At 64.2% G+C, this 22058-nt stretch carries 10 protein-coding genes; all 10 read left to right on the forward strand.

Going from position 1 to position 22058, the window contains the following annotated elements; translation table 11 throughout:
- Positions 1-98 precede the first annotated feature (98 nt).
- Positions 99-2723: a hypothetical protein gene (locus tag ACFQRC_RS04410; protein ID WP_379958177.1), complete on the forward strand. Its 2625-nt coding sequence runs from the start codon at positions 99-101 to the stop codon at positions 2721-2723.
- A 121-nt stretch (positions 2724-2844) separates the two neighbouring features.
- Complete coding sequence (locus tag ACFQRC_RS04415) at positions 2845-3597, forward strand: ribonuclease H-like domain-containing protein (RefSeq protein WP_379958179.1); 753 nt, start codon at positions 2845-2847, stop codon at positions 3595-3597.
- Positions 3598-3737: 140 nt separating this feature from the next.
- Positions 3738-4181: a hypothetical protein gene (locus ACFQRC_RS04420; protein ID WP_379958181.1), complete on the forward strand. Its 444-nt coding sequence runs from the start codon at positions 3738-3740 to the stop codon at positions 4179-4181.
- 287 nt (positions 4182-4468) lie between these two features.
- Complete coding sequence (locus tag ACFQRC_RS04425; protein WP_379958183.1) at positions 4469-5788, forward strand: DNA cytosine methyltransferase; 1320 nt, start codon at positions 4469-4471, stop codon at positions 5786-5788.
- An 88-nt stretch (positions 5789-5876) separates the two neighbouring features.
- A complete protein-coding gene (locus tag ACFQRC_RS04430; RefSeq protein ID WP_379958185.1) occupies positions 5877-7907 on the forward strand; it encodes a hypothetical protein in 2031 nt (676 codons plus the stop codon).
- Positions 7908-7975: 68 nt separating this feature from the next.
- Positions 7976-9415: a hypothetical protein gene (locus ACFQRC_RS04435; protein WP_379960395.1), complete on the forward strand. Its 1440-nt coding sequence runs from the start codon at positions 7976-7978 to the stop codon at positions 9413-9415.
- On the forward strand, positions 9412-14877 hold the full coding sequence (locus ACFQRC_RS04440) for an ATP-binding protein (RefSeq protein WP_379958187.1): 5466 nt from the start codon (positions 9412-9414) through the stop codon (positions 14875-14877). The genes ACFQRC_RS04435 and ACFQRC_RS04440 overlap by 4 nt, the downstream gene beginning before the upstream one ends.
- Before the next feature lie 6 nt (positions 14878-14883).
- Positions 14884-15330 (forward strand): very short patch repair endonuclease, encoded by a 447-nt coding sequence (locus ACFQRC_RS04445; RefSeq protein WP_379958189.1) that lies wholly within the window; start codon positions 14884-14886, stop codon positions 15328-15330.
- A 122-nt stretch (positions 15331-15452) separates the two neighbouring features.
- Positions 15453-20297 carry a protein NO VEIN domain-containing protein gene (locus ACFQRC_RS04450; protein ID WP_379958191.1) on the forward strand — a complete coding sequence of 1615 codons (4845 nt, stop codon included), beginning with the start codon at positions 15453-15455 and terminating at the stop codon, positions 20295-20297.
- A complete protein-coding gene (locus ACFQRC_RS04455; protein WP_379958193.1) occupies positions 20297-22015 on the forward strand; it encodes a UvrD-helicase domain-containing protein in 1719 nt (572 codons plus the stop codon). The genes ACFQRC_RS04450 and ACFQRC_RS04455 overlap by 1 nt, the downstream gene beginning before the upstream one ends.
- Positions 22016-22058 lie beyond the last annotated feature (43 nt).

Here is a 22058-nt window from a genome sequence, read left to right on the forward strand (position 1 = left end):
TGAATAGGATCAGGGTGAATAAGGGGGGTGGTGCGCGTTAAAGCGTTGTTCGCCTGACCGGCGACAACGACCCCGTCCCACCCCCCCCAGATCCGAAGGTGAAGGAGCGCGAGCGCGGCATGGGAGTGGTTCTTCGTAGCATCGAAAAGCAGCTGCCGGAGATCGCTGCCCAGTGCGCGGAGGTGCGTCGGGAGCGCAACCGCTCCGCCCGGCGCCGGCGCCGCGAAGCGCAAGGCTGGGCGATCGAGGCCCGGCGGCTCGAGGCCCAGACAAGGGCCAAGCTCATCCGGGCGGACCGGGAGCTAGAGCGGCTGCTTCGCTTCCGAATTCGGATTCGACCCGAGGATCGGCCCAAGCTGTCCGGCCGCACCGCAAGGAAGCTCTACGATCACGCCGAACGGCTGATCGGCGGGATCATCGGGACGTCCGACGTACGCGGCAGGGACGGGCTCTACAGCCTCTACTTTGGTTGGCGGTCTCGCGGCCTTGGCGCGCAAGACGGCCGGGCCTGGCGCCCTGGCGAGGCTGCACGCTTCGTTCGCTACATCACACGCGAGACTGCGCTCGAGGCTGGCGAGGATGGCTGGTTCTCCAATATTGGCGAGGACCGGGAGGAACTCGTTGCCTTCTTCCGTGCGCTCGAGAATGTCGAGAGGGCAGATCGAGACAACGCAAACGTCTATATTTCGGTCGTCGTCCCGCTACCTTACGACCTCGACGCCGCGGGCCGGCGCAGGGTGGCCGGCCTCATCACAGACGCACTGGCCGTTCGCGGCCTGCCCTTCGTGGCGGCGCTCCACTTGCCGGACCCCGGCGGTGACCAGCGCAACTTCCACCTCCATGTCCAGCTCAGCTTGCGTCCATTCGAGCGCCATGGTCCATGCGACTGGACCTTTTCGGCGGCAAAGCAGGCGCAGCTGAACACCGGCGCCGGCATCGCCCTGATGAAGCGGCACGCCATTCGGCAGATCAATCGCGTTCTCGCGCAGCAGGGGATCGAGCGGCGATACAGCCATCGGCCGCGCACCCGCCGCGGCGAAGGTTCAGGCGAGATGAAGCGTCGACGGGGTGCTACGGCGCGCGAGAAGCGCGTCGCACTGCTCGAAGATATCCATACGCACTGGGCGAGGCTGCGCGAGCACGCCCTCAGCCTCCGGGATCATCTGAGTAGTCACGCCGAGCAATCAGCCCGGCTGTCGCAGGCCAAGGCTCGCAACGAAGGTGCCCGCCTGCGTCAGGTTGGACCTGTTCTGGAGCAGCATCGTCTGGCGGCGGGCGCGCTCGCTGTCGAATGTACCCGTCTGCGCATGCGGATGCAGCTGCGCACCTCAGCCGCAAGACTGGCCGCCTCCCTGACATGGCGGCTTCCGCAGCGCCAGCGCCTCACAGCGGCCAAGTCGCGGCGAGACAGCCGCCGCCGCGTCCTGGTCGCACAGGCGCAGGGGTTGCTCTTAGCATCCGCGGCGGGGCTCACGCTGCAGCGTGACCGGCTGGATCGTCTGCGCTCCTGGTCAGAGACCCAGCACCGCCGCAGCTGGGCGAAAGGTGCCTTGGCCCAGCATCGTGCGGCTTTGGCCGTGCTCCGCTCCCGCCTCGCTCCTGCGATAAAGCTTGCGCGCACCCGTGCAAGCGCCGTGCTGCGGGGCGACGTGCAGCACGCGAAGCCGCTGCTTGCCCGCCACCGTGTAGATTGGCTGGCCGCGAACGCCCTCTACGCGGAGATCCGGCTGCGTGTGGCCATGTCGCATTTCAGGTGTGCCGTGCACTCGGTACGAGCTGGCCTCGATGGCCATGCGCAGGAGACTACGCAGCTGCGAATTCGGGCCGCCGGCCTGAAGGCGAAACGCGACCCCGCAAGGCGAGTAGCGATCCAGACCGCGGTCGCCCAGGTCGATAGTCTCGGTTTCATTTCGCTGACGCGAGCGCCAGGCGCCAACGGCGGCTTCAACTATCGCGCGATCTATGCGCCCGCCAAGTCGGAGGACCCAGACGTGGTTGAGGCCTTCGCGACCGAGAAGCCTGTCCAGGCCGCGTACGAGAGAAAGTGGAACGCGATGATCGCGGCCTTGGACTCGCATCTCGAGCAGAACCGCGAATGCCCCTTCGAGTTCGCGCCGGATCGGATCAAGCTCAACCGGGCTGGCCTGGAGCCCGATCTGTTCGCCGCAATCTTGGCGGCGAACAACGACCGGGAGATCCAGGCCATGCTGCAGCACCACGCGACGCGGTGGGTGGAGATCGAGGCTGCGCGAGCAGCGGCACGCAAGAAGAAGGCGGCTGAGCTAGCCAAGGCCCAAGTCGAACGTGCACCGCGCGTGCAGCTCGTAATCGAGCGCATCAACGCGCCAGAGCGGCCTGGCACCTTCTCCGATCGCGCCGTCGCGGCCATCCGACAGGACGTCCGCGATCTCAGTGCTGCTCTCACCTCTGGAGAGCTGGCGCTCCAGCGCGACGGCGAGAGCTTTGTCTTCCGCTCGAATACGGCGATCCTGGCGGACGCCACCGTGAGGCTGTTCAGCACAGCCGCTGGCCGCGCCGCTGTCGAGCTGCTTCACCGGGCGGTGGCCGGCCACCAGCCTCATGCCGACGACTTAGCGGTGACCTGGACGAGACGCCCTCCAGGGAACCCGGCGACGCCCGAGACGCCGCGCGCGCAGCCGAAGCCGGCCACTGATATCAGCGCCGGACCTTGGAAGAAGCCTCAGGCCGAGATTGGAGATTGACGGGCATCGAGGTGCAAACCCGTCGATGGCGACGGCCGCGGCGAGGCGCGCCGGCGCAGCCAGACAGTGGAAAGGGAGATGTTCGGATGGCTGATGAAGCCATTCAAAGAAAGGAAAACAAGTGAAAACCATAGTTCTGGACCTGGAGACGATCCCCGATGCCGCCGCGGTGCAGCGGGCGGCCATTGAGGATGACGGAGGCTTCCCGCCTTGGCCGTTGCATGCGCTCGCCTGCGCCTCGATGCTCATCGTCGAAACCAATCTCGGGGCCGCGCCCACCTTCTCAGTTGCGTCCTACTCACGGGCGACCACGTCGGAGCGCGGCATCGTTGCGGCCGTTGAACGGGTGCTCGCCGGGGCACATCGAGTGCTGACTTTCAATGGCCGTGCCTTCGACGTGCCGGTCCTGATGGTACGCGCGGGCATTACCGGCGAGGCCGTTCCGACCATTGCCAAGCTTCACGCTCAACGCAGGTTCACGGCCGGATTGCACGTTGACCTGCTCGAGGAGGCGACCAACCACGGCGCCGCCCCGAGGATCCGCCTTAACCAGCTATGCGCCGCGTTTTCGGTGCCGTCGAAGATCGACACGGAAGGAAGCGAGGTGGCGGCTCTAGTTGCCGCCGACGAATGGGACGCCGTGACTAACTATTGCGAGCAGGACGTAGTATGCACCTACTTGGCGGCGCAGCACTGGATCGCTGCCGAGCGCGGTGATCCCGCGCTGCCGCTGGAGTGCTGGAGCCATCTCGCGTGCTGGATAAGAGGCGAACAGCCCAAGCTCCAGCACCTCTTGGCTTTCGCCTCTCCTCCCGAGACGCTGCTCGGCGGGCCCGCGCTCGGCCAGGTTGAATATTCGGAGTTGGGCTGGTGACCAAAGCACGCGCCCGCAAACCCTTTGTCTGCCAGCCAATATCAATCCAGGAGCGCGGCCGTCCTGACACTCTCGACCGGTCCAGGACTGCCCTAGCCGCCGCAGCCTACATCCGGCGGACGAGGTTCGAAAAGGCAGGGATGGAACCGGTCGACTTCGCCAAAAGGGGTGAAGACCTACTGGCCGTCATTCCGATCACCCCGCCGGCCGCTTCCGGATGGGTCCATTCGCCGTTCCTGCGCTGGAAACTGTCGGACGAAGCGTCCGATCGAACGGGCAATCCCGAAGACATTCGAGCCTGGCACGTGGTGGGCGACCTGCCGAGCGCTGCGTCACGCGGAGAGTGGTTGGATGGGTGCTATTCGTTGGTCCGCCAGCACCTGCCCTCTAACGCAGTGGCAGACGTGGCGCTGCACACTCCTCGAGACGGCAAGCCCGCGCACATGCATCTAATCGTTGCAAGCCGTGTCCCTGCATGCACGCGCTACGGTGCGGTCGCGTATGACTTGTTCCATTGCTTGGATCGTGATCTGCGGGCGGGCTGGGCGGCGTGGTGCAGGCAGCTTGATCGGGTCGCTGCGTGATACACTTTACAACTAACCAGCCTAAGCTCGCGATCGACCCAACGCCGAGAATGATTGGGACCGCCAGCCGGATCCGGCCGTCATCCCTTCAAATGGCTTCTCCGAGAACGCCTCTTCGGTATGGCCCCGCCAGGGCAATGTTGCTATCGTCTAGGGGCCTGCCGCGGCGAACGCTCGTCACGGGTGGTCGCAACGACCTGGCGATTGTCGATCTATCATCAACTGAAATATAGTAATTTGCGCCTGATCCGGCGACCGGCAGGCAAAACAGGGGTGGCTAGTCGCCGATGAAGCGTTATGGGTTTGCAGATTTGTTTGCCGGGTGCGGTGGACTTTCACTTGGCTTCTCACTGGCGGGACTGAACGGTCATTTCGCGATCGAGCGCGACGAAATGGCCTTTCGCACGTTTGCCGCGAATTTCCTCGACCGGGCCAAACCAATGCCGACGTTCGATTGGCCGTCGTGGCTGGAGCAGCGCGCCTGGGGAATTGAGGAAGTGCTCGAGAAGCACAAGGCTGACCTCGTAGCAATGCGAGGGACAATCGACGTGCTGGCAGGCGGTCCTCCGTGCCAAGGCTTTAGCTTCGCCGGCAGGCGTGTCGAGGACGACCCACGAAACCTCCTCTTCGAGAAGTACGTCGAGGTCGTGGAGGCCCTGCAACCGAAGGCGCTCGTTCTCGAAAACGTCCCTGGCATGAAGGTTGCGCATGCGCGCCGCAACGTTGTCGATCTCCATGAAAAGCGATCGGACGGCCCAAGATCATTCTATGACAAGCTCGTCGCTAGCTTGTCTGAGAAGCACTACCACGTGTCGTCAATGCTCGTGGACTCGTCCCTTTACGGGGTTCCGCAGAAGCGTTCCCGGCTGATCGCCATCGGGATTCGCAAGGACCTATTCGAGTGGCTTGATGGAGGCATCAAGCGGTTTTTCGACCTGCTCGAGGAGGCGCGCGCCGCCCAGCTCCGCGAGCTGGGACTTGGGCCGGTGATCAGTTCGTCGGAAGCTCTTTCTGACCTCGAGGTTGGCGGGCGCGCGACAGTCCCTTGCGTAGATCCTGAATCCCCCCCCCGCTTCGAAGAAGCGACATACGGAGGACCCCATTCGCCGTACCAGCGCCTCATGCACGCTGGCCATTCAGGCACGATGGATAGCATGAGGCTCGCCCGACACCGCGATGATGTCCGGGAGCGCTTCGCGCGCATCCTGCAGGAATGCAGGAAGGGCGTCCGCATGGATGACGAAAGCCGCCGCACCTATGGGCTGAAGAAGCACCGCATCTATCCCATGGACGGCGCCGAGCCCGCCCCGACCGTAACGACGCTCCCCGACGACATCCTTCACTACTCGGAACCGAGAATTCTAACCGTTCGCGAGTGCGCGCGCCTGCAGTCATTCCCGGACTGGTTTGTCTTTCGCGGCAAGTACACCACCGGTGGCGAGCGCCGGACGAAGGAATGCCCTCGCTATACGCAAGTCGGAAATGCCGTGCCGCCTTACTTGGCACGCGCGCTCGGTATTGCCCTACGCCGCCTCCTAGAGGAGGTCGAGCTAACGCAATCGATTTTCGGAAACGGCGCAACGGGGGCAACCGCTGTCGCGGTATAGGGGGGCGAATACGGTGGAAAATAGCCTAGCGCCGTTTCCGGCGCAGCTGCTCAATTGGGCTGGGAACCGGTCGGGTGGCGTTCGTCGCTTGTTCGACGCGGCGAGCGGCCGCCCTGGAGAGGCGGTATTCGAAACGAACCTGCTGCACCGCCTCCAGGCTTGGAGCAACGCGGTCGTAGAGGCGCCCGGCTCAACCCCTCGCATCTTGCTGCTTGTCGGAGGGCCGGGAAACGGCAAGACGGAAGCCATCGAATCCGTCGTCGGGTGGCTGGATCGTGCACTCGATGCTAACGGCGCCGTGCCGCAGGCTCTCCGGGGCGAATTCTTCCCGCTTGGCGGCACGCCGGTGCCGCGAATTGTGCGCATCGAAGCCGGAGCGCTTGGGTCGCCACCCCGGGAACTCGTACTATCGATTGTGCAGGATGCTTCCGCCGTCGTTGACGCCTCGGGGCGTTCGGCAGCACAAGCTCTCCTTGACGAGCTCAATTCAGTCATGGGCGGCCAGTCCCAGGAGGCCTACCTCTGCTGCGTCAACCGCGGGATCCTCGACGACGCCCTGATTGAAGCAATAGACCGAGGCTTGGATGGCGTGCGCCGGCTGCTCGAAGCGGTCACGCGAGCCGTCAGCCTCTCACCAGATGCGCCTTCCTGCTGGCCGCTCGACGGTTTCCCGGAAGTCGCCGTTTGGCCGATGGACGTCGAGTCCCTGCTTTTGCCTCTCGTCGATGACGGCGAGCCGCCGGCCCGCCGTCTCCTGCTGCGTGCGCTGGAAGAGTTGGACTGGCCGCCCGCGGGCACCTGCGCAGCAGGAATTTCCTGTCCTTTTTGCGGTAGCCGCGAGCGCCTAGCCCGCGATCGAGAGCAAGCCTCGCTCCTACAAATACTTCGTTGGTTCGAAGTCGGTACGGCCAAGCGCTGGAGCTTCCGCGACCTATTCTCGCTAGTCTCGTACCTGCTCGCAGGCCACCGGGTTTCGCCTCGCGAAGCGGGCCTGACCCCCTGCGACTGGGCCGCCAAGATGGTAGAGCTCGATCAGCAAGCTCGCCGCGGCGGGCGCCCGGCCAAGGAGCAGTCCACTGCCATCTTCCGACTGGCAGCCGCCCAATATCAGCATGCGCTCTTCCACAGATGGGACGCCGCCTCAGGGTCGGCTCTCCTCAGGGACCTTAGGGACTTGGGTTACGAGGACGACAATACGGCAATGGGGCTGCAATGGTTCCTATCGTCACGCCGGTCTCCCTACCTGCCGACGATGATCAGCGACGCCCTTGACGGGATGGCGGATCTACTCGACCCGGCGCTCACCGACCCGGACACCGAGGTTCAGGCAACGCGCAACACGCGCTTTGCCTTTCGCGAGATCGATGTGCGGTTCAGCCGGTCCGTCAATGAAGGGCTGGAATACCTCCGCCGGCTTCAGGTCCTCTCTCGCACGGAGGTGGACTTGATCGAACGGCTCGGCCGCGTGGACACGGAACTTTCTGTCGCGGCCATTCGGCGCAAACGACCCACAGCCGCGACGAACGTGCAGCGTCTGGTGCGCGACTTCGCGTGCCGGCTGGCGCGACGGGCGCTGGGGGCGCGGTGTGCCGCGGTTCGAGACGCGGAGATACTCGAGCAATTCCGACGGGTGGTGGAAGACGAAGCCGGCGACGACCTGTTCGACGTTGCCACGGAGGTCGAGCAACTGCTCAACGTCAATCAGGACTTCGAGATCTCGCTGACAACGACGTTCGGACAGCCGTTACCGCCTGCAATCCGCCGCGCCACGCTCGTGGTTCCGTCGCGCTCGGTGAAGCCGGTCGAGGAAAGGGCGCCCGGTCGCCCGGCCTCCCCCATCTGTTTCCTTCTGGTGGGCGATGGGCGGTCTGGCCAGCCGATCGCGTTGACTTACGAATTGTTCAAGGCCGTGAAGGAGCTTGAGCAGGGCATGTCGGTGGCCTCCCTGCCGCGAACGGTCCTGGCATTGCTCGACACGACGCGGGCCCGCCTGTCTGGGCCAATCGTCCGTGACCGCGCCGTGCTCGACAGGGCCCGCATACGCATCGGCCGCGGCGGCACGACAGTTGTGCAACGACGTACCGGGTTTGCAACCCGCAAGGATGGTGGAGCACGATGACCCTAGAGCGGTTTCGCGACGAACCCTGGCGGACCTCGCACCAGACATACCAGGAGTCCGCCTTGGTCATGTCTCCTGCTCCCGAATACGCGAGTTCCGAGGTGATCCTGTCGTCCCTCTACCGTCATGCGGGCTTCCAGGAGGCGAGCGAACGTACCGTTCCGCAGCGAGGACGCGACCTCGATCGGCAGGTGGAGCGCTACAGGAACCAATCGCGGAGCCCGGGCGACGCGGCTCTGGACGCCGACTCATTCCACCTACTTCTGCACTCCGTGCTCGAAAGCCCGAAGCTCCCGAACCAGTCTTCAAAGCGGTTCGTGCAAGTGACGCCGCTGGTGCCGCAAGCTGCCCTGTTCTCCGGATCGGCGCGCCTTAGCAGCAATTCCTGGCCGGCGGGCGCCCTTGTCAGGCGCATGATCTGGCTAGGATCAGCGGACCAAGAACGTGCTTCCGAGACCTGGCGCTCGCTCTCTGACGCGCTTTCGGTAACTGACGACGACGACATTTTCGCGCGCTTCCTCCAGGCCGAAATCGCTGCGTGGGTCCCGGAACCCAACTGGACGGCGTTCGAGGTCGCTGGCGAAGCGATCCTTGACCCCGATGATCGTCGCGATGCCAGCTACCCCGCACGACAGTTCGTCCGGGACATCCAGTCGATCATCTCCGCGAAGAACGCTATGACCCGGCGGCAATGGACGAGCTTGCTCGAGGCCGTCGTCCGCCTCGGGGCCGTCGCTCACGTAGCCTGGCTTTGCGATGTCCACGCCCGGACCTGGGAATGCATCCGCCAGGCCGCGACTGGCGCGGCTCCGCCGACCGCGGCCGAGGTGCGCTCCCGCGTATTCCCGCCAACCTTCACGTTCCTCTCCTATGGAGATCGCGCGCTTCCCGGGATCAAGGACCGGACGTCCGCATTCCTTCAAGCCCGTCTCGGCCTGAACGCGGTCCTTTGGGCGCTGCAGGCCGAGAACGGCGAACGACCGCGGTCGCTGTCCTCGGCCGAGGGCATCGCATCGCTCTGCGAGGAAGCACATGGAAGCCGATCGGCCCTCGAAACCCGCGGGCTCATGGAAATCCTTGCCGAGGTCGGGGAGCGCGAGACGCGGGCCTTGCTATGCAAGAAGGGAATCGGCTCGAACATCATGGAATTTGCACGCCACGTCCTCGGCCAACGCCAGGCTGCCAGCCCAATATTGCGCGGCTATGACCAAGGATATGCCTTGCGAAAGCGCGGCACGAGCAACTCGAGTCCGTGGGTCGTTGGCCTTGGGCCTGTCGCCGTGCTTGCCCTCGTTCATTGCGCCCTCGCCAGCACCACGGGGCCACGATCCGTGCATCGACTGTCGCAACATCTCGCGAGATACGGCCTAGCCGTCGACCACCGGGACATTGCCACCAACGACCTCGGCCACCAGTTGCGAATGCTTGGCTTGGTACTTGATAGCCCCGACGCGGAGAGCGGAATGTTGCTTGTCCCGCCGTTCGCGACCGCCGAGATCGTGCGATGAACCTGCTGGCATCGCACATTGCCGACCTGGTGTCGGAGAAGGTCGCCCAGGCGCTCTCGGGCGGCGAAGGGGAGGTCCGCCTCATATTCCATGGTCCGCCGCTTCCGATAATGGAGGCGGTGTTCGACCGGCTGGTCGAGGGAGTCATCGCGGCGACTGGGATACCGATCCTCCTACAGCTTCCCACACTTGTCCCGGGTGAAGCAAACCCCGCCATCGGCGTGTCCGGCCGTTGCGACGACACGCACCTCCTGAACCTGCGAAACCATCCCTCGCAGCCTACTTTCATTGCGCTAGTGCCGCCTGGACAGCACAGCATGCGATCGGTGACCTCGACGACCGACGAATTTGGAGTCGCTGCCAACAACAATGGCGGCAACGTACCCTTCGAGGATTGGTGGGCCGATGGTTTCATCCAATCGCTTGCCCGCGCGGGGGCGGGCCGGGCCGGCCTGGACGCCCGGGACGAAATCGCGGAAGCCGTAACGTTGGTCGGACGAGCAGCCGCTGCCTCGGACGAGATGGATCCCGAACGCACGCTGCGCGCGGCCGCGTGGAGAGTCCTCTCCCGGCTGTTCTCTGCCGTCCCAGGGACGAGCGACTTGCTCGCGGGCCAAAGGATCAGCTTGGCATGCGGCATGCCGCCGATGGCGGACGGTTCCATATCGTCCCGCGACCAACCGTCCGCGCTGGAGAAAATTGCAGACGCGGTCGCCGACGGGTTCGGCGCGGGGGTCCGGCGCGCCCAGGAAGGGGCGTCGGACGACGACGTGGCCCATCTCGATGCGTTCCTCGCGCACATCCGCTCGGCCTGCGATCTGCCAACGGCGTTCGAAAGGGCGACGGCCGCCTTCTATTGCCCGGCGGACGACTTGGAGCTTCCCGCGGCACCGGCTTGGTGGCGTGCCTTAACGGTCGAGAAATGGTCCGAGCTGCTAACAGAAGATGCAGCCGCTACCGGCGATATAAGGATGGAGTGCTCCAACTGGCTCCTGCCGCCGGCGAAGGGAATGCCCGTGGTCGTGGAGGCGGACGTGGCGCTTTCGTTTGAGACGGCCGGTCCGGACGCGACCGGCACCGTCGTGACGCTGGAGCGCCGCCCCGGCGGCCCTGGCGGCCCCCTCGTGGGACAGGTGCAGGTCGGAGATGGCGAGTCTGTGCTCGTGGACAATGCCCCACCGCCGCACAAGTCGCCGATCCGCTACGTGGCGTCGGCCGACGGCTTCAAGCCGGGGGCAGTGAAGGTTGTCTCCCTCGCGACTTGGCAACCTGGCATCTTCGTCGCCTGCCGCCTCGCCCGAAAGCTCACGCCCCCGCGCAAGCCTTCCCGCCGCGCGCGAGGAGCCCCGGAGTGGGAAACTAGCCTCTCGGTCCCCGGGGGCGGACGGTATGAATTGCTCGTCTTCGCGTCGCCCGGCGTCAGTGTCGATCCCGTAGCGACCGGGACTTCCGACGACGCCAGCGAACGGACGGGAGGGTCGCAAGCAATCAGCGTGCGTGCCGTGCGCGACGGCTTCCTACAGCTCGAAGTAGAGGCCGACGGCAACTACCAGGTGGACCTCACCTTCAGCCGGCAGGCACCGGACGGCTCGGTTGGCCACGAGAGGTGCCGAGTCTTCGTCGTGGTCGAGGAGGTTGCGGAGCAAGGCTGCCGCAGCGAGTTCGAACGCCTGATCCGTGCCAACCGCCGCGTCATCGAGCCGGCGGATGCAAAGCCGGTAGTACAGCTCAACAGGAGCGCCCGCACATCGAGCCTCCAGGATTGGATGCTGGCTGAGGACGCCGTGGCATGCTCGTACATGCCGCTCGTCATCGCTGACGACTACGTTGATGCATGGGTGCAGCCGGAGTGGGGCGTCGGAAACGGGCCCATCCTATCAACCGGCCGGTTCCTCCAAGATCCACGTCCCACCCCTTCGGAGTTCCAGCCCCCAGAGGGGTTCGTGGAGGCACGGCAAGCGATTGCTGCGCGCATACGCGGCGATGGCGACCAGACTGGCCTCTGTGAATCAGCGGAGTTCGGGAAATGGGTCGCAAACGACGAGGGCTTTGGCGCGCTTGTCGAGCGCTATCTCGATTCATACCAAGCGTGGCTCGCCGCGGAACCGGACGTGGCCTGTTGGGTCGACGTTGTCGCGGTCGCCTCGCTGGAAAGCGACCGGCGCACAATTTCGCGCGTGCCGGATGCCGTGCTCCTGTCCCCCCTGCACCCCGCACGGATCGCCTGGCATGCCGTCGCGCAAGGCGTCCTATATGAGGCGGACACAAGCGGTCGTCCCTGTCCGGCAGTAAGCGTCCTCGACCCGGACTGCGTGCCGGATCTCTTGACCTTGTCGTTGCGCTCGCCGGGCGGAATTGAGAAGGTCGACTTCCTCGCGGTCGAGAATGGCACCGACTACTGGTCCGTAATGTGGAACGGCGATCGGTTGGGACGCTTGCCCGCACGTTCCCGGGAGGCGCCGTTCGGCGAGGGCTTTGGAATTTCGGTCGGCGGCATTTCGGTCGGATTCAGCGCTGCACAGGTTGCGCGTGCGCTCGAAGACGTGTCCGGCTTGCTTTCCGCAAAGCCTGTCGTCGGCGTGGTGGTGGCAAGCGCAGGAGGAACGACCGACGCTTGCAATGAAGGGCTAATTAGCTGGAGCTCCGAGCGCTTCCGCCAGGCGGAGGGACGGACATCGCGCCAATCCGTCGGACCTCGGTTCGTCGACATATTCGACCATCGCGATGTCGGATCACGCCCAGACGACGCTACCATCGCGAACCTTGCCGAAGACACTCGGAACAGCGTTCGCTGGTTCGAGGGGCAGCCTTCGCGCGCCAAGCCCGACCTGGGCATCATTGCCCAGCTTGACATGTCCGAGCCAAGCGGAGCTGAGGTCGAGGGCCGCTCGCCGCTTGGACACGGGGCGCTCTTGCGACACCGCGTCAGGCGCCAGCTTCCAGGCGCTTTCCTTAGCGAAACCAGGCAGTCGGCGCCGGCCGCTCCTTCCGGCGACGTGCTCGCGGACAAGGTCGCGGCTTGCATTGGCACGATGGAAAGCCTCGGGGAGCGTCGCACCGGGATGCGGTTCGCGCCAAACGTCAACGCCGTCCGGGACATGCTGGAAACGCGCAGCACCGACTTTGTGGCGGTATCCTCGTCGGCGATCGATCCCGCCTGCTTCCTTGGCGGATGGCTGGAAGACGCGTACCTATGGGACTACGACATGCCGTCCTATTCCCATCGTGCCGGCGACACGAATGGATACTATCTTCTGTCGAAGGTAAAGCAGGCGGATCGGGAGGCCCTAGCCCGCGCGCTCGACCGGCTGCCTGGATGCTCCGACATCGAAGCGGATCGCGTGCAGGACGTACTCCTCGAAATCGCGCGGCGCGGCATCCCGACGATCCGGGGCCTCGCCGGGGACAACGCAGGTGCCACGGGGGACCTGGGTATGTTCGTCGCGGTGCGGCTGCTCCAAGACCGCTTTCGGGTCTCCAACATTGGGGAGAGCTTACTTCCCGTGGTAGCGGGCACGGAGGGAGATGCTTCCGTTTGCATCATTGTGCCCGTGGACCCGTTCCGTGGGTACCTGAACGACCTCGCAAGGACGTTGAGACAGGACCGCAAGGACACGACCCTTTCACGGCCGGACCTCCTAGTCATCGGGATTAGGCTGGTCGGAGGCGCTGTGCGTGTCCATCTCACACCAATCGAGGTCAAGTGCCGCACGGGCTCTGTCTTCCCCGCTTCGGACGTCAACGACGCGCTCGAGCAAGCTCGGACATTCGCTCGCCTCCTGGGAAGCATGCTGCCACACGAAGGCCAGCCAAAGGCGTGGGCGCTTGGCTTCCAGCACTTGCTGCTATCCATCATCGGATTTGGCATGCGCGTCTATTCGCAGCATCCCGACGTAAAGGGCCGGGAAACGCAATGGTCCGCAATCCATGAGCGCGTGGCGGCCGCGATCCTCGATCCAGCTCCCTCTGTCACGGTCGACCAGCGCGGCCGCTTGATCATCGTGGACGATAGCCCTCGAAGCGGCGCGCGGGACCGGGACGGGGACGGATTCGACGAAACGGTGACTATCGGCTCGAGCGACGCTGGGCTCGTCGTGGCAGGTGATCCGCTAGCCTTCTACGACAGCGTGCGCGCGAAGATCGGCGATTGGGGGGTGTTCCCAGCGGGCGACGAAACCGCCGCCGAGCCCCCAGCCGAGGTAATTCCTGCCCCGGTTCCTGCGGACATCCCTTCAGGGCAGGCAGTGGGCCCAAGAGACGGGCCTCAAGCGCCGGTCGAGGCGGTGGCCGCAGAGCCGGTCGACACGGCGCTGTCGGCAGCCGAGGTCGACGGGCAAGGGGTCGTGTTGCAGATCGGCGCGGCCGTCGATGGCTTCCAGCCCAAGCCGGTGACGCTGAACATCTCGGATACGCGTCTTAACCAGCTCAACATGGGCGTGGTAGGCGACCTTGGGACTGGCAAGACCCAGCTCCTGAAGTCGCTAATCCTGCAGATCTCTTCCGCGGCGCAAGCGAACCGCGGGATCAAGCCTCGCTTCCTAATCTTCGACTACAAGCGGGACTACAGCAATCCGGAGTTCGTGGAGGCTACCGGCGCTCGCGTCGTGCGACCGCACCGCCTCCCGCTCAACTTGTTTGACACCCGCACGATCGGCGATGCCGCAGCCCCCTGGCTCGATCGATTCAGGTTCTTCGCCGACGTCCTTGACAAGATCTATTCGGGCATTGGTCCCGTCCAGCGCGACAAGCTCAAGAGAGCGGTCAAATCGGCCTACGAGAGCTGCCTGCCCGGTCACCAGCCAACGCTGTACGACGTGCACTCCGCCTATGCCGAACTGCTCGACGGAAAGTCGGATTCGCCGATGGCTATCATCGATGATCTGGTGGACATGGAAGTCTTTGCCGTAAGCACGAGCGAGACGCAGCCTTTTGACGAGTTCCTGGATGGCGTCGTGGTCATTTCTCTGGACGCTCTCGGCCAGGACGACCGCAGCAAGAACATGCTAGTGGCGGTCATGCTCAACATGTTCTATGAAAACATGCTGCGAACACCGAAGCGCCCGTTCATCGGGACGGACCCGAAGCTTCGCGCCATCGACTCATACTTGCTAGTCGACGAGGCGGACAACATTATGCGGTACGAATTCGACGTTCTACGCAAATTGTTACTCCAAGGACGCGAGTTTGGCACCGGCGTCATCCTGGCATCTCAATACCTTCGACATTTCAAGGTCAACGCCACGGACTACCGGGAGCCGCTGCTGACGTGGTTCATTCACAAAGTGCCGAACATCACGCCGGTGGAACTCGCCGCGCTTGGCCTGCCTGGCGCCGCGGCTGAGCTAGCGGAGCGCATCAAGTCACTTCAGGTGCACCAATGCATGTACAAGTCTTTCGACATGCCCGGCGACATCGTGCGGGGACTTCCCTTCTTCGAGCTGACAGCCGGTAATCCGGGCTAGCAACCGGTGGTTGACACGCTGACTCCAGCAGAACGCTCGGAGCGGATGCGGCGCATCCGCTCATCGAACACCAAGCCTGAGGTACTCCTTCGCTCGGCCCTGCATGCGCGTGGCCTGCGATTTCGGCTGCACCGGCGGCAACTACCGGGCAAGCCAGACGTCGTCCTGCCGAGGCACCGGGTTGCGGTTTTCGTGCACGGCTGCTTCTGGCACCGACACGAAGGATGCAAGGTCGCCACGACGCCGAAGTCCAACACGCAATTTTGGGTCGACAAGTTCGATCGCAATGTCGCGCGCGATAAGCGTGTTCGATCCGAACTCGAGGCTGCAGGGTGGCGCGTCATTGTTTCGTGGGAATGCGAAGTCGACACGCCTGCGAAGGCCGCGGCCACTGCAGAGCGCCTCGAGACTATCATTCGCGAGGAGCCGCGAGATCTTTCGCGGAATGCCTGATCTTACCTCGGCCGCCTGCTCGGGACCGTGTGCATAACGAGGAGGCTAGCGCCCGAACGGCATCTAACGATTGCGCCGCGGTGGATGTTGAGTAACCTCCGGTGCAACAGGGGGGGCTAAGGATGGCGACGGCTTTAATTGAAGAGGAGTTCCCAGACCTTAGTTACGAAGCGGATCTCTGCGGAAATATCGAACAGGCTCTGAAGGCGCTGCAGGGTTATGGTATCATGGCCCTGGAGCTTATCCAGAACGCCGACGACGCGGGCGCCACAACGCTCCGCATCGACGCCCGGGACGAGGCTCTCGCTGTCACGAACAACGAGAGTTTCAGTCGCTGTAGCCTTGCGAAAAAGGAGTGCGACTGGTCCACTGGAGACGTCGAAGCTTCGGACGGGCGCCGCACCTGCAACTTCCATGCGATTACCAGGATGGGTGGTCGCAGCAAGCTCGGTTCCGAAGACCAGATCGGACGCTTTGGCATTGGATTCGTTTCGGTCTACCAGATCACCGACACGCCGATCGTGCGATCGGTCGGGGTCGAGTACACTCTCAACCCGCGAGAAGGACGGGCGCGCCGGCGGGCGATCGCGGCCGTCAGCGGCACAGAGTTCATCCTGCCGTGGGCCTTCGGGAATTCACCGATCCGGGAGGCGATCCACCAGAACGTTGTTCCTCACGACGTCGCAGAGAAACTGGTCGACGCAGTTTCCGCGATCCTTCCTGGGAGCGTGCTCTTTCTGCGGCACCTCAAGCGCATTGAGGTTTGTCGGGCGGGTCAACTGAAGGCGTCCGTCGACATCAACAGGACGGCGGACGGCGTCGATCTCCTCATCGGCCCCGGCAATGCCGTCCAGCGATGGGTCGTGCAGTCCCGCGATGCGCAGAATGTTGTCGAGGCTCAGAAGCTGAAAGAGCGGTTTCCGGGCCTCCACGATCTCAAACGGTCCACCACGGTGAGCGTGGCGGTGCCTGTCGACTTCGATGTCGACGAGGGCCTGCTGTACGCATACCTGCCCACGAAAAAGGCGACCGGGCTGCCACTCCACGTCAATGCCGACTTCTTCCCTCATGCGAGCAGACAGGAAATCGTCCTAGGGTCTGAGAGCCAAGAGTCCTTCTGGAACGAGGCCATGCTCGCCGGTGCCGCGGAGATCATCGGCGAGCGTTTCGAGCTGCTTAAGACGACCCTGGGGCATCGGCGCCTTTGGAAGCTCGGCGAGGCCTCGCGCGTGCTAGCCTTGAAGGACCCCGCGTTCGCCGGCTTCTGGAACGTCTTCGCCGCGACAGCGAAGTCATGCGAGAGCGTGTGGACGTTCGAAAGGGGCTGGGATAGGCCGGCGGTCGTGCGCTCCGCTTCTTTGGCTATGAGCGAAGCAGAGCAGGCTGGCCTCGCAAGTTTCGGCCTCAAAATGCTTCATCCGTCGCTTCGCGAGTACCTGAACGCCCTCAGCGTCGCCGGCGTGATGCCGCTGAAGGTCGCCGACGTCGCAATCGCCCTGACGAAGACTGGCAGGGAGGCGATCAATGCGGACAATCCAAATCTGCGGCTACTCTGGTCGGCCTTAAACGGCATGCTCGAGCCGCCGCGCGGAGGTCTTCTGGCCTCGGTCGCGAATCCGGCTGCGCCGCTCGCCGGCATTCCGTTCCTGCTCGACTGGTCGGGAGAGCCGTTGAGCCCAGGGGGAGCATGGCGGCTGCCCGATAATATCCCCGCCGTCCTGCTCGAGACAGTCGCGCCGGATCTCGCGGTGGTCCACCCGGACGTTCTTCGGCACCAAAACCTCCTGAAGCAGATCGACCGATTCAACCTCGATGCCTTTGCTCAGCTGCTAGTGCGGATGGTTCCCGATGAGGAGGCGGCGATCCTTCAGTTCGGAGCTGACGTGGATCGACTCCAGAAGGTCTATAAGCTGCTGACGCTGCTCTGGGAGCCGCAGCAACCGACACAGGCTCAGGACATCCTGTGGAACGTTCCGTTCCTACGCAAGGCGGATGGACAATTTACCACGCCTGCCCGCGCATTGCTCCCAGGAGAGTTCCGCGATCCGACCGGCTGGTTCGAATTCGTGGATGTCGCTCCGTTTCCTGTGGGCATGAACAAGTTTGCCGAGGATGTGCTCGGTATTGGGGTGATGGATTTCCCAGAATTCGTCTCAGGGCACCTAGCGGACGCGATTGGGCGCGGGGTGACGCTCGAGCAGTATCGGGTCCTGCTGGCGGAGATCGCCGACCACCGGCATCAGTTGGACGACATCCTAGACGTCCTCCGCAGTGTGCCTTTCGTTCGAAATCGTGCGGGAGAGTTTGTCCTCCCCAGCGCGTGCTATTTCTGGGACGCCGCATTCGAGGCCATGCTCGGGCGCGCTCCCGCCCGATGGGTCGACCATGCATGGCTGCCGACTGACACGGAACGGCAGAAGAAGCTCAGAGACTTCTATGAAACGAAGCTCCGAATGCCAACTCGCGTCGCGGCGGAACACATCGTCGACCGTGTCGCCCGGATCGCCATCGAGTCGACGCCCGATCTTGCGAAGAAAGAGCTCACTCCGATTTTCCGCCATCTGATCGACGTCTGGCCCCGGCTCGACGGCGCCTATCGGGATGAGCTGGCGGAGCTGGCTGACATAGCTTTCTTGCCGGGGCAGCTCGACGGAAGACCCGATGAGGAGAGCCTCTACAGCCCCGACGAGGTCTATAGGGCCGGCCGGGCGCCTGGCTTCAGCACCCAGGTTCCCGTCGTCGACCTGGCGCCGCTCCGCGAGAACCGCAGGGTCGTAAACGAGCTGCTCGAGCTGCTCGGCGTGCAGGAGGAGCCTGAAACCTCCGTAGTCGTCGATCATCTCCTCGCCTGCATGGAGTCCGCTAGGGACCCGCACCCGCTCACCTATCAGATCCTTGGCGAGCGTTGCGAAGACGGCGACGGGCTCCACGAGATCGACCGTCTGCAGGATCTCCCCTGCATCTATGATCCCTCGCTGGGCTACCTGAAAGCCAGTCGGGTATTTTGGTCCGACCCGCCGATTTCTCGCTATTGGCAACGGGCGCACGCCAAAATGTCGGAGCGGCAAACCCTGTTCAATCGTCTGGGTGTTGCCATCGCCCCAGGCCCCGCCAACTACGCCGAACTTGCCCTAGAGGTTGCGTCAGCACCGGCTTCTGGACCCGAGCTCGCGATACACATGCGCTGCATGCGCTTCCTTGCGGACGCGCTATGGAATGGCTCGGAAGGTGCCTTCGAAGCGGTGGACAAGATGGCGGGTGAGGAATCGCTCCTCACGATCTCCGGCACTCCCATCTGGCCCAGCGATGCGCTCTGGATGGACTCGGAGCAGCACCTCACGCCCTTCCGTGGCGATCTCGACGACATCGTAGTGCTGCCGCCTGCGGACTGCGACGTCGCTGCGCTGCGCAAGCTATTTCGTCGACTTGGCACGCCGGCGCTGTCCGAGAAGGCCCGTCTGGAGCTTGCTCGTGATCCGGGCGCGTCGGTGGAGCAGCACGCGACTGACGTGCTACGCGAGCGTGCGTCCTTGCTGCTGCGACTTGCGCCGACCGCGGAGGCTCGGATTGAGCTGCGCCGCCTGCTGGACCAAGTCTGGGTCCGACTAGCGCCAAACCTCCTCACCCGTGCCGAACTCATCCGAAACGGCGTCAACCACGGCTCCGATGCGGTCGAGGCCGATGCCTTTGTCGATCGCACGGAGCCTGGCATCTACCTCGCCGGCACGCGGGTAAAGTGGGTCGTGCTGGCGCGGAATGTGTTTGACGCCGTCGCGCCGCTCTGCCCGACACACGACATGCGCTCCCTGGCGGGCACGGCGATGAACATCCTACAGGCGTCGAGTCTCGAGGAGGCGCAGGAGATCATGGACGATCTCCACTACTCTGAGCGTGTCGCCGAAGAGGAGGCCGCGGGCGGTGAGGAGGCATCGCCCGACGTCGACGACTGGTGGTCGGAAGGTGAAGAGGCCGACGCCGAGGATGACGTCAGCTCGCCCGCGCAAGCCGATGGGTCGAAAAGCCCGATCGAAGCGGACGATGGGAGCGCACAATCCGACCCGTTCGCGCGCAGTGCGAAAACCGGGCGGCCGACGGACGGACCGAATACCACGACCTCAGCGGACGGAGCCGGGGCCGGCGGAGACAACGACGATCCCTATAAGTCGAAGGCCAGCAGCGGCGGCATCGGAGATGAGCCGAACGCCGGATCGGGCGCGGGCTCCGACGCAAAAGAGGGATCAGGCAGCTGGGAGCGGGGTGGCGGCCCCGCTCCCGACCCAGCCACCACCGGGAACAATGACCCGAAGTCGCGGGCCGAGCGGACCGAACGGCGGAAGAAGCGTCAATCGCGCCTGCTTTCCTACGTCGTCAGCGAGGACTATGAGTCCGTCACCCGTGACGAGGAAGAGGGTGGGGACGAGGACGACGACCGCACCGATGAGACCGGAATTGCCGCTGTGACCGCGGTCCTTACTTATGAGAGGCACCACGAGCGCGTTCCGGAGGAGATGCCGCACTACAATCCGGGCTACGACGTCATCTCGACCGATGCGGCTGGAAACCGTCGTCTGATTGAGGTGAAGGGAATTGACGGCGAGTGGAACCAGGTGGGCGTGAAGCTGAGCCGAAGGCAATTCCGGTTTGCTCAGGAGCATCCGGAGGAGTTCTGGCTCTACGTCGTCGAGCATGCGCTCGACCCGCAGAAGAGGCTCGTGCGGCCGCTGCGGAATCCCTTCACCAGGGTCGACGGCTACCTATTTGACCATGAGTGGCGGAAGGCATGCGAAGCGGTAGCGAGTTCGAAGGAGATGCTCGTGCGCGTCGGCGCGACTGTCGAGGACTGGCGCTGGGGGCGTGGGGTCATCATCGAACTCATGGGGCGGGGCCTCGCCCAGCAGTCGAAGGTCAGGTTCCCTATCCACGGCGTCAAGGCTATCCCAGTCAGCAAACTGAACATCGTCGATTGATGGCGGCCTGCTACCCTCCAATCGACCGTGCCAGCTCCCAATCGGGGGCAGAGCTACGCCTCTACCGTACGCTCGGTGAGCAGCTCGGTCCGCAGTTCACGGTGCTCCACTCGGTTGCGTGGATCGCCAAGCCCCAGGACGGCGCGCCCCGCGATGGCGAGACGGACCTGCTGGTGCTCCATCCGGTGCTGGGGGCACTCGTCATTGAGGTGAAAGGCGGTCGTATCGAGCTCGACTACCGCCAGGCACGGTGGACTTCGACGGATCGGCACGGCCAGGAACATCCGATCAAGAACCCGTTCGATCAGGCCAAGGTCGGGAAGTATGGGCTCCTCCAGAAGCTCAGGGAGAGCCAGGTATGGCAGCGGCTGCAGATCCATCGCTTTAACATCGGGCACGCTGCTTTCTTTCCGGACATCGGGAACGGTCGGAACCTGCGTGGACCCGACGCTCCCCCCGAGATCATCGGCGACAGCGAGGACATGGCCGATCTGGAGCGGTGGGTCACCGATGCGCTCAACTACTGGCGCGACACGGAGAGGGGAGGTCTCGACGAACTGGGCGCACGTGGCGTCGATCACATCGTTTCGATGTTCGCTAGGACCGTTTCCACGCGGGCGCTGCTGTCCGCAAGGATCAGGAGCGAGGAGGCGCGGCGGATTGAGCTCACCGAGCGTCAGGCGATTGTCCTCGACATGTTGCGTCGGCAGAACCGGGTGATGATCGCGGGCGGGGCGGGCACAGGCAAGACGCTGCTCGCGCGCGAGAAGGCGGTTCGGCTGGCGCAGGAAGGGATGCGCACCCTTCTCATGTGCTTCAACCGCGGACTTGCGGACCATCTTCGGGAGCAGTCGGCCGGCGTCGAGAACCTCGACGTCGCCAGCTTCCACCAAGTCTGCCACCGTTGGCTTGAACGCGCCCGGAAGGAGCTAGGCGAGGATTGCTTGGCCGAAGCCAGATCGAGGCATCCTGCGGCCGACGAATACCACCAGCTGATGCCGATTGCCCTTGCAGACGCGATCTACGGGCTCGGGCCCTCATACGACGCCATCATCGTCGACGAGGCGCAGGACTTCGGCGACGAATACTGGATGCCAGTCGAAATGCTCCTAAACAACGTCGAGAACGGCCTCCTCTACGTGTTCCTCGACGAAAATCAGGATGTCTATTCCCGATCCGGGGAGATCCCAATCAAGGGAGAATCCGTGGTGCTCGACCGGAATTGCCGCACCAGTGCCGCCATCCACCGCGCAGCATACCGGCACTATCGTGGTGCCGAGGTTCTGACATCCGACATAGAGGGCGTGCCCGTGGAGACGGTCACCGCGGGCGACATCGATCGGCAGGCGAAGTCCATCAGCGCGATCGTCACCCGTCTGGTGGCCGAGGAGCGCGTCGCGCCGCACCACATCGCCGTCCTTGTCTGCGACCATGGGGGGAAGCTCGATTACGAGCGCGCTCTGAGGAAGCACCCCTTCCCCAAGGCGGTCACGCTGGATCATCTTGAAGGTTACCGGGAAGGCTCGGTCACCGTTGATACTGTTCGCAGGTTCAAGGGCCTCGAACGTCAGGTGATCATCCTTTGGGGGTTCGATCACGCCGATCCGGAATTGGATCGCGAGACCATCTACGTCGGTATGTCACGGGCGACGTCTGCGCTGTACCTCGTCGGCACGCGCGAGGCGTGCGCGAGAATAGTCGGAACAGGGCCTGCCTGAACGGCCGTGCCCGCGTCAGAGCTGTTCAGGAAAACCGGCCATC

Source organism: Enterovirga sp. GCM10030262, assembly GCF_042666435.1.
Classification (GTDB): Bacteria; Pseudomonadota; Alphaproteobacteria; order Sphingomonadales; family Sphingomonadaceae; genus Allosphingosinicella.

Bases quoted from the DNA above. Each gene is read 5' to 3' on its own strand.
- ACFQRC_RS04425 (WP_379958183.1), top strand. From the start codon at position 4,469: ATGAAGCGTTATGGGTTTGCAGATTTGTTTGCCGGGTGCGGTGGACTT.
- ACFQRC_RS04440 (WP_379958187.1), top strand. From the start codon at position 9,412: ATGAACCTGCTGGCATCGCACATTGCCGACCTGGTGTCGGAGAAGGTC.
- ACFQRC_RS04450 (WP_379958191.1), top strand. From the start codon at position 15,453: ATGGCGACGGCTTTAATTGAAGAGGAGTTCCCAGACCTTAGTTACGAA.
- ACFQRC_RS04420 (WP_379958181.1), top strand. From the start codon at position 3,738: ATGGAACCGGTCGACTTCGCCAAAAGGGGTGAAGACCTACTGGCCGTC.
- ACFQRC_RS04435 (WP_379960395.1), top strand. From the start codon at position 7,976: ATGTCTCCTGCTCCCGAATACGCGAGTTCCGAGGTGATCCTGTCGTCC.
- ACFQRC_RS04455 (WP_379958193.1), top strand. From the start codon at position 20,297: ATGGCGGCCTGCTACCCTCCAATCGACCGTGCCAGCTCCCAATCGGGG.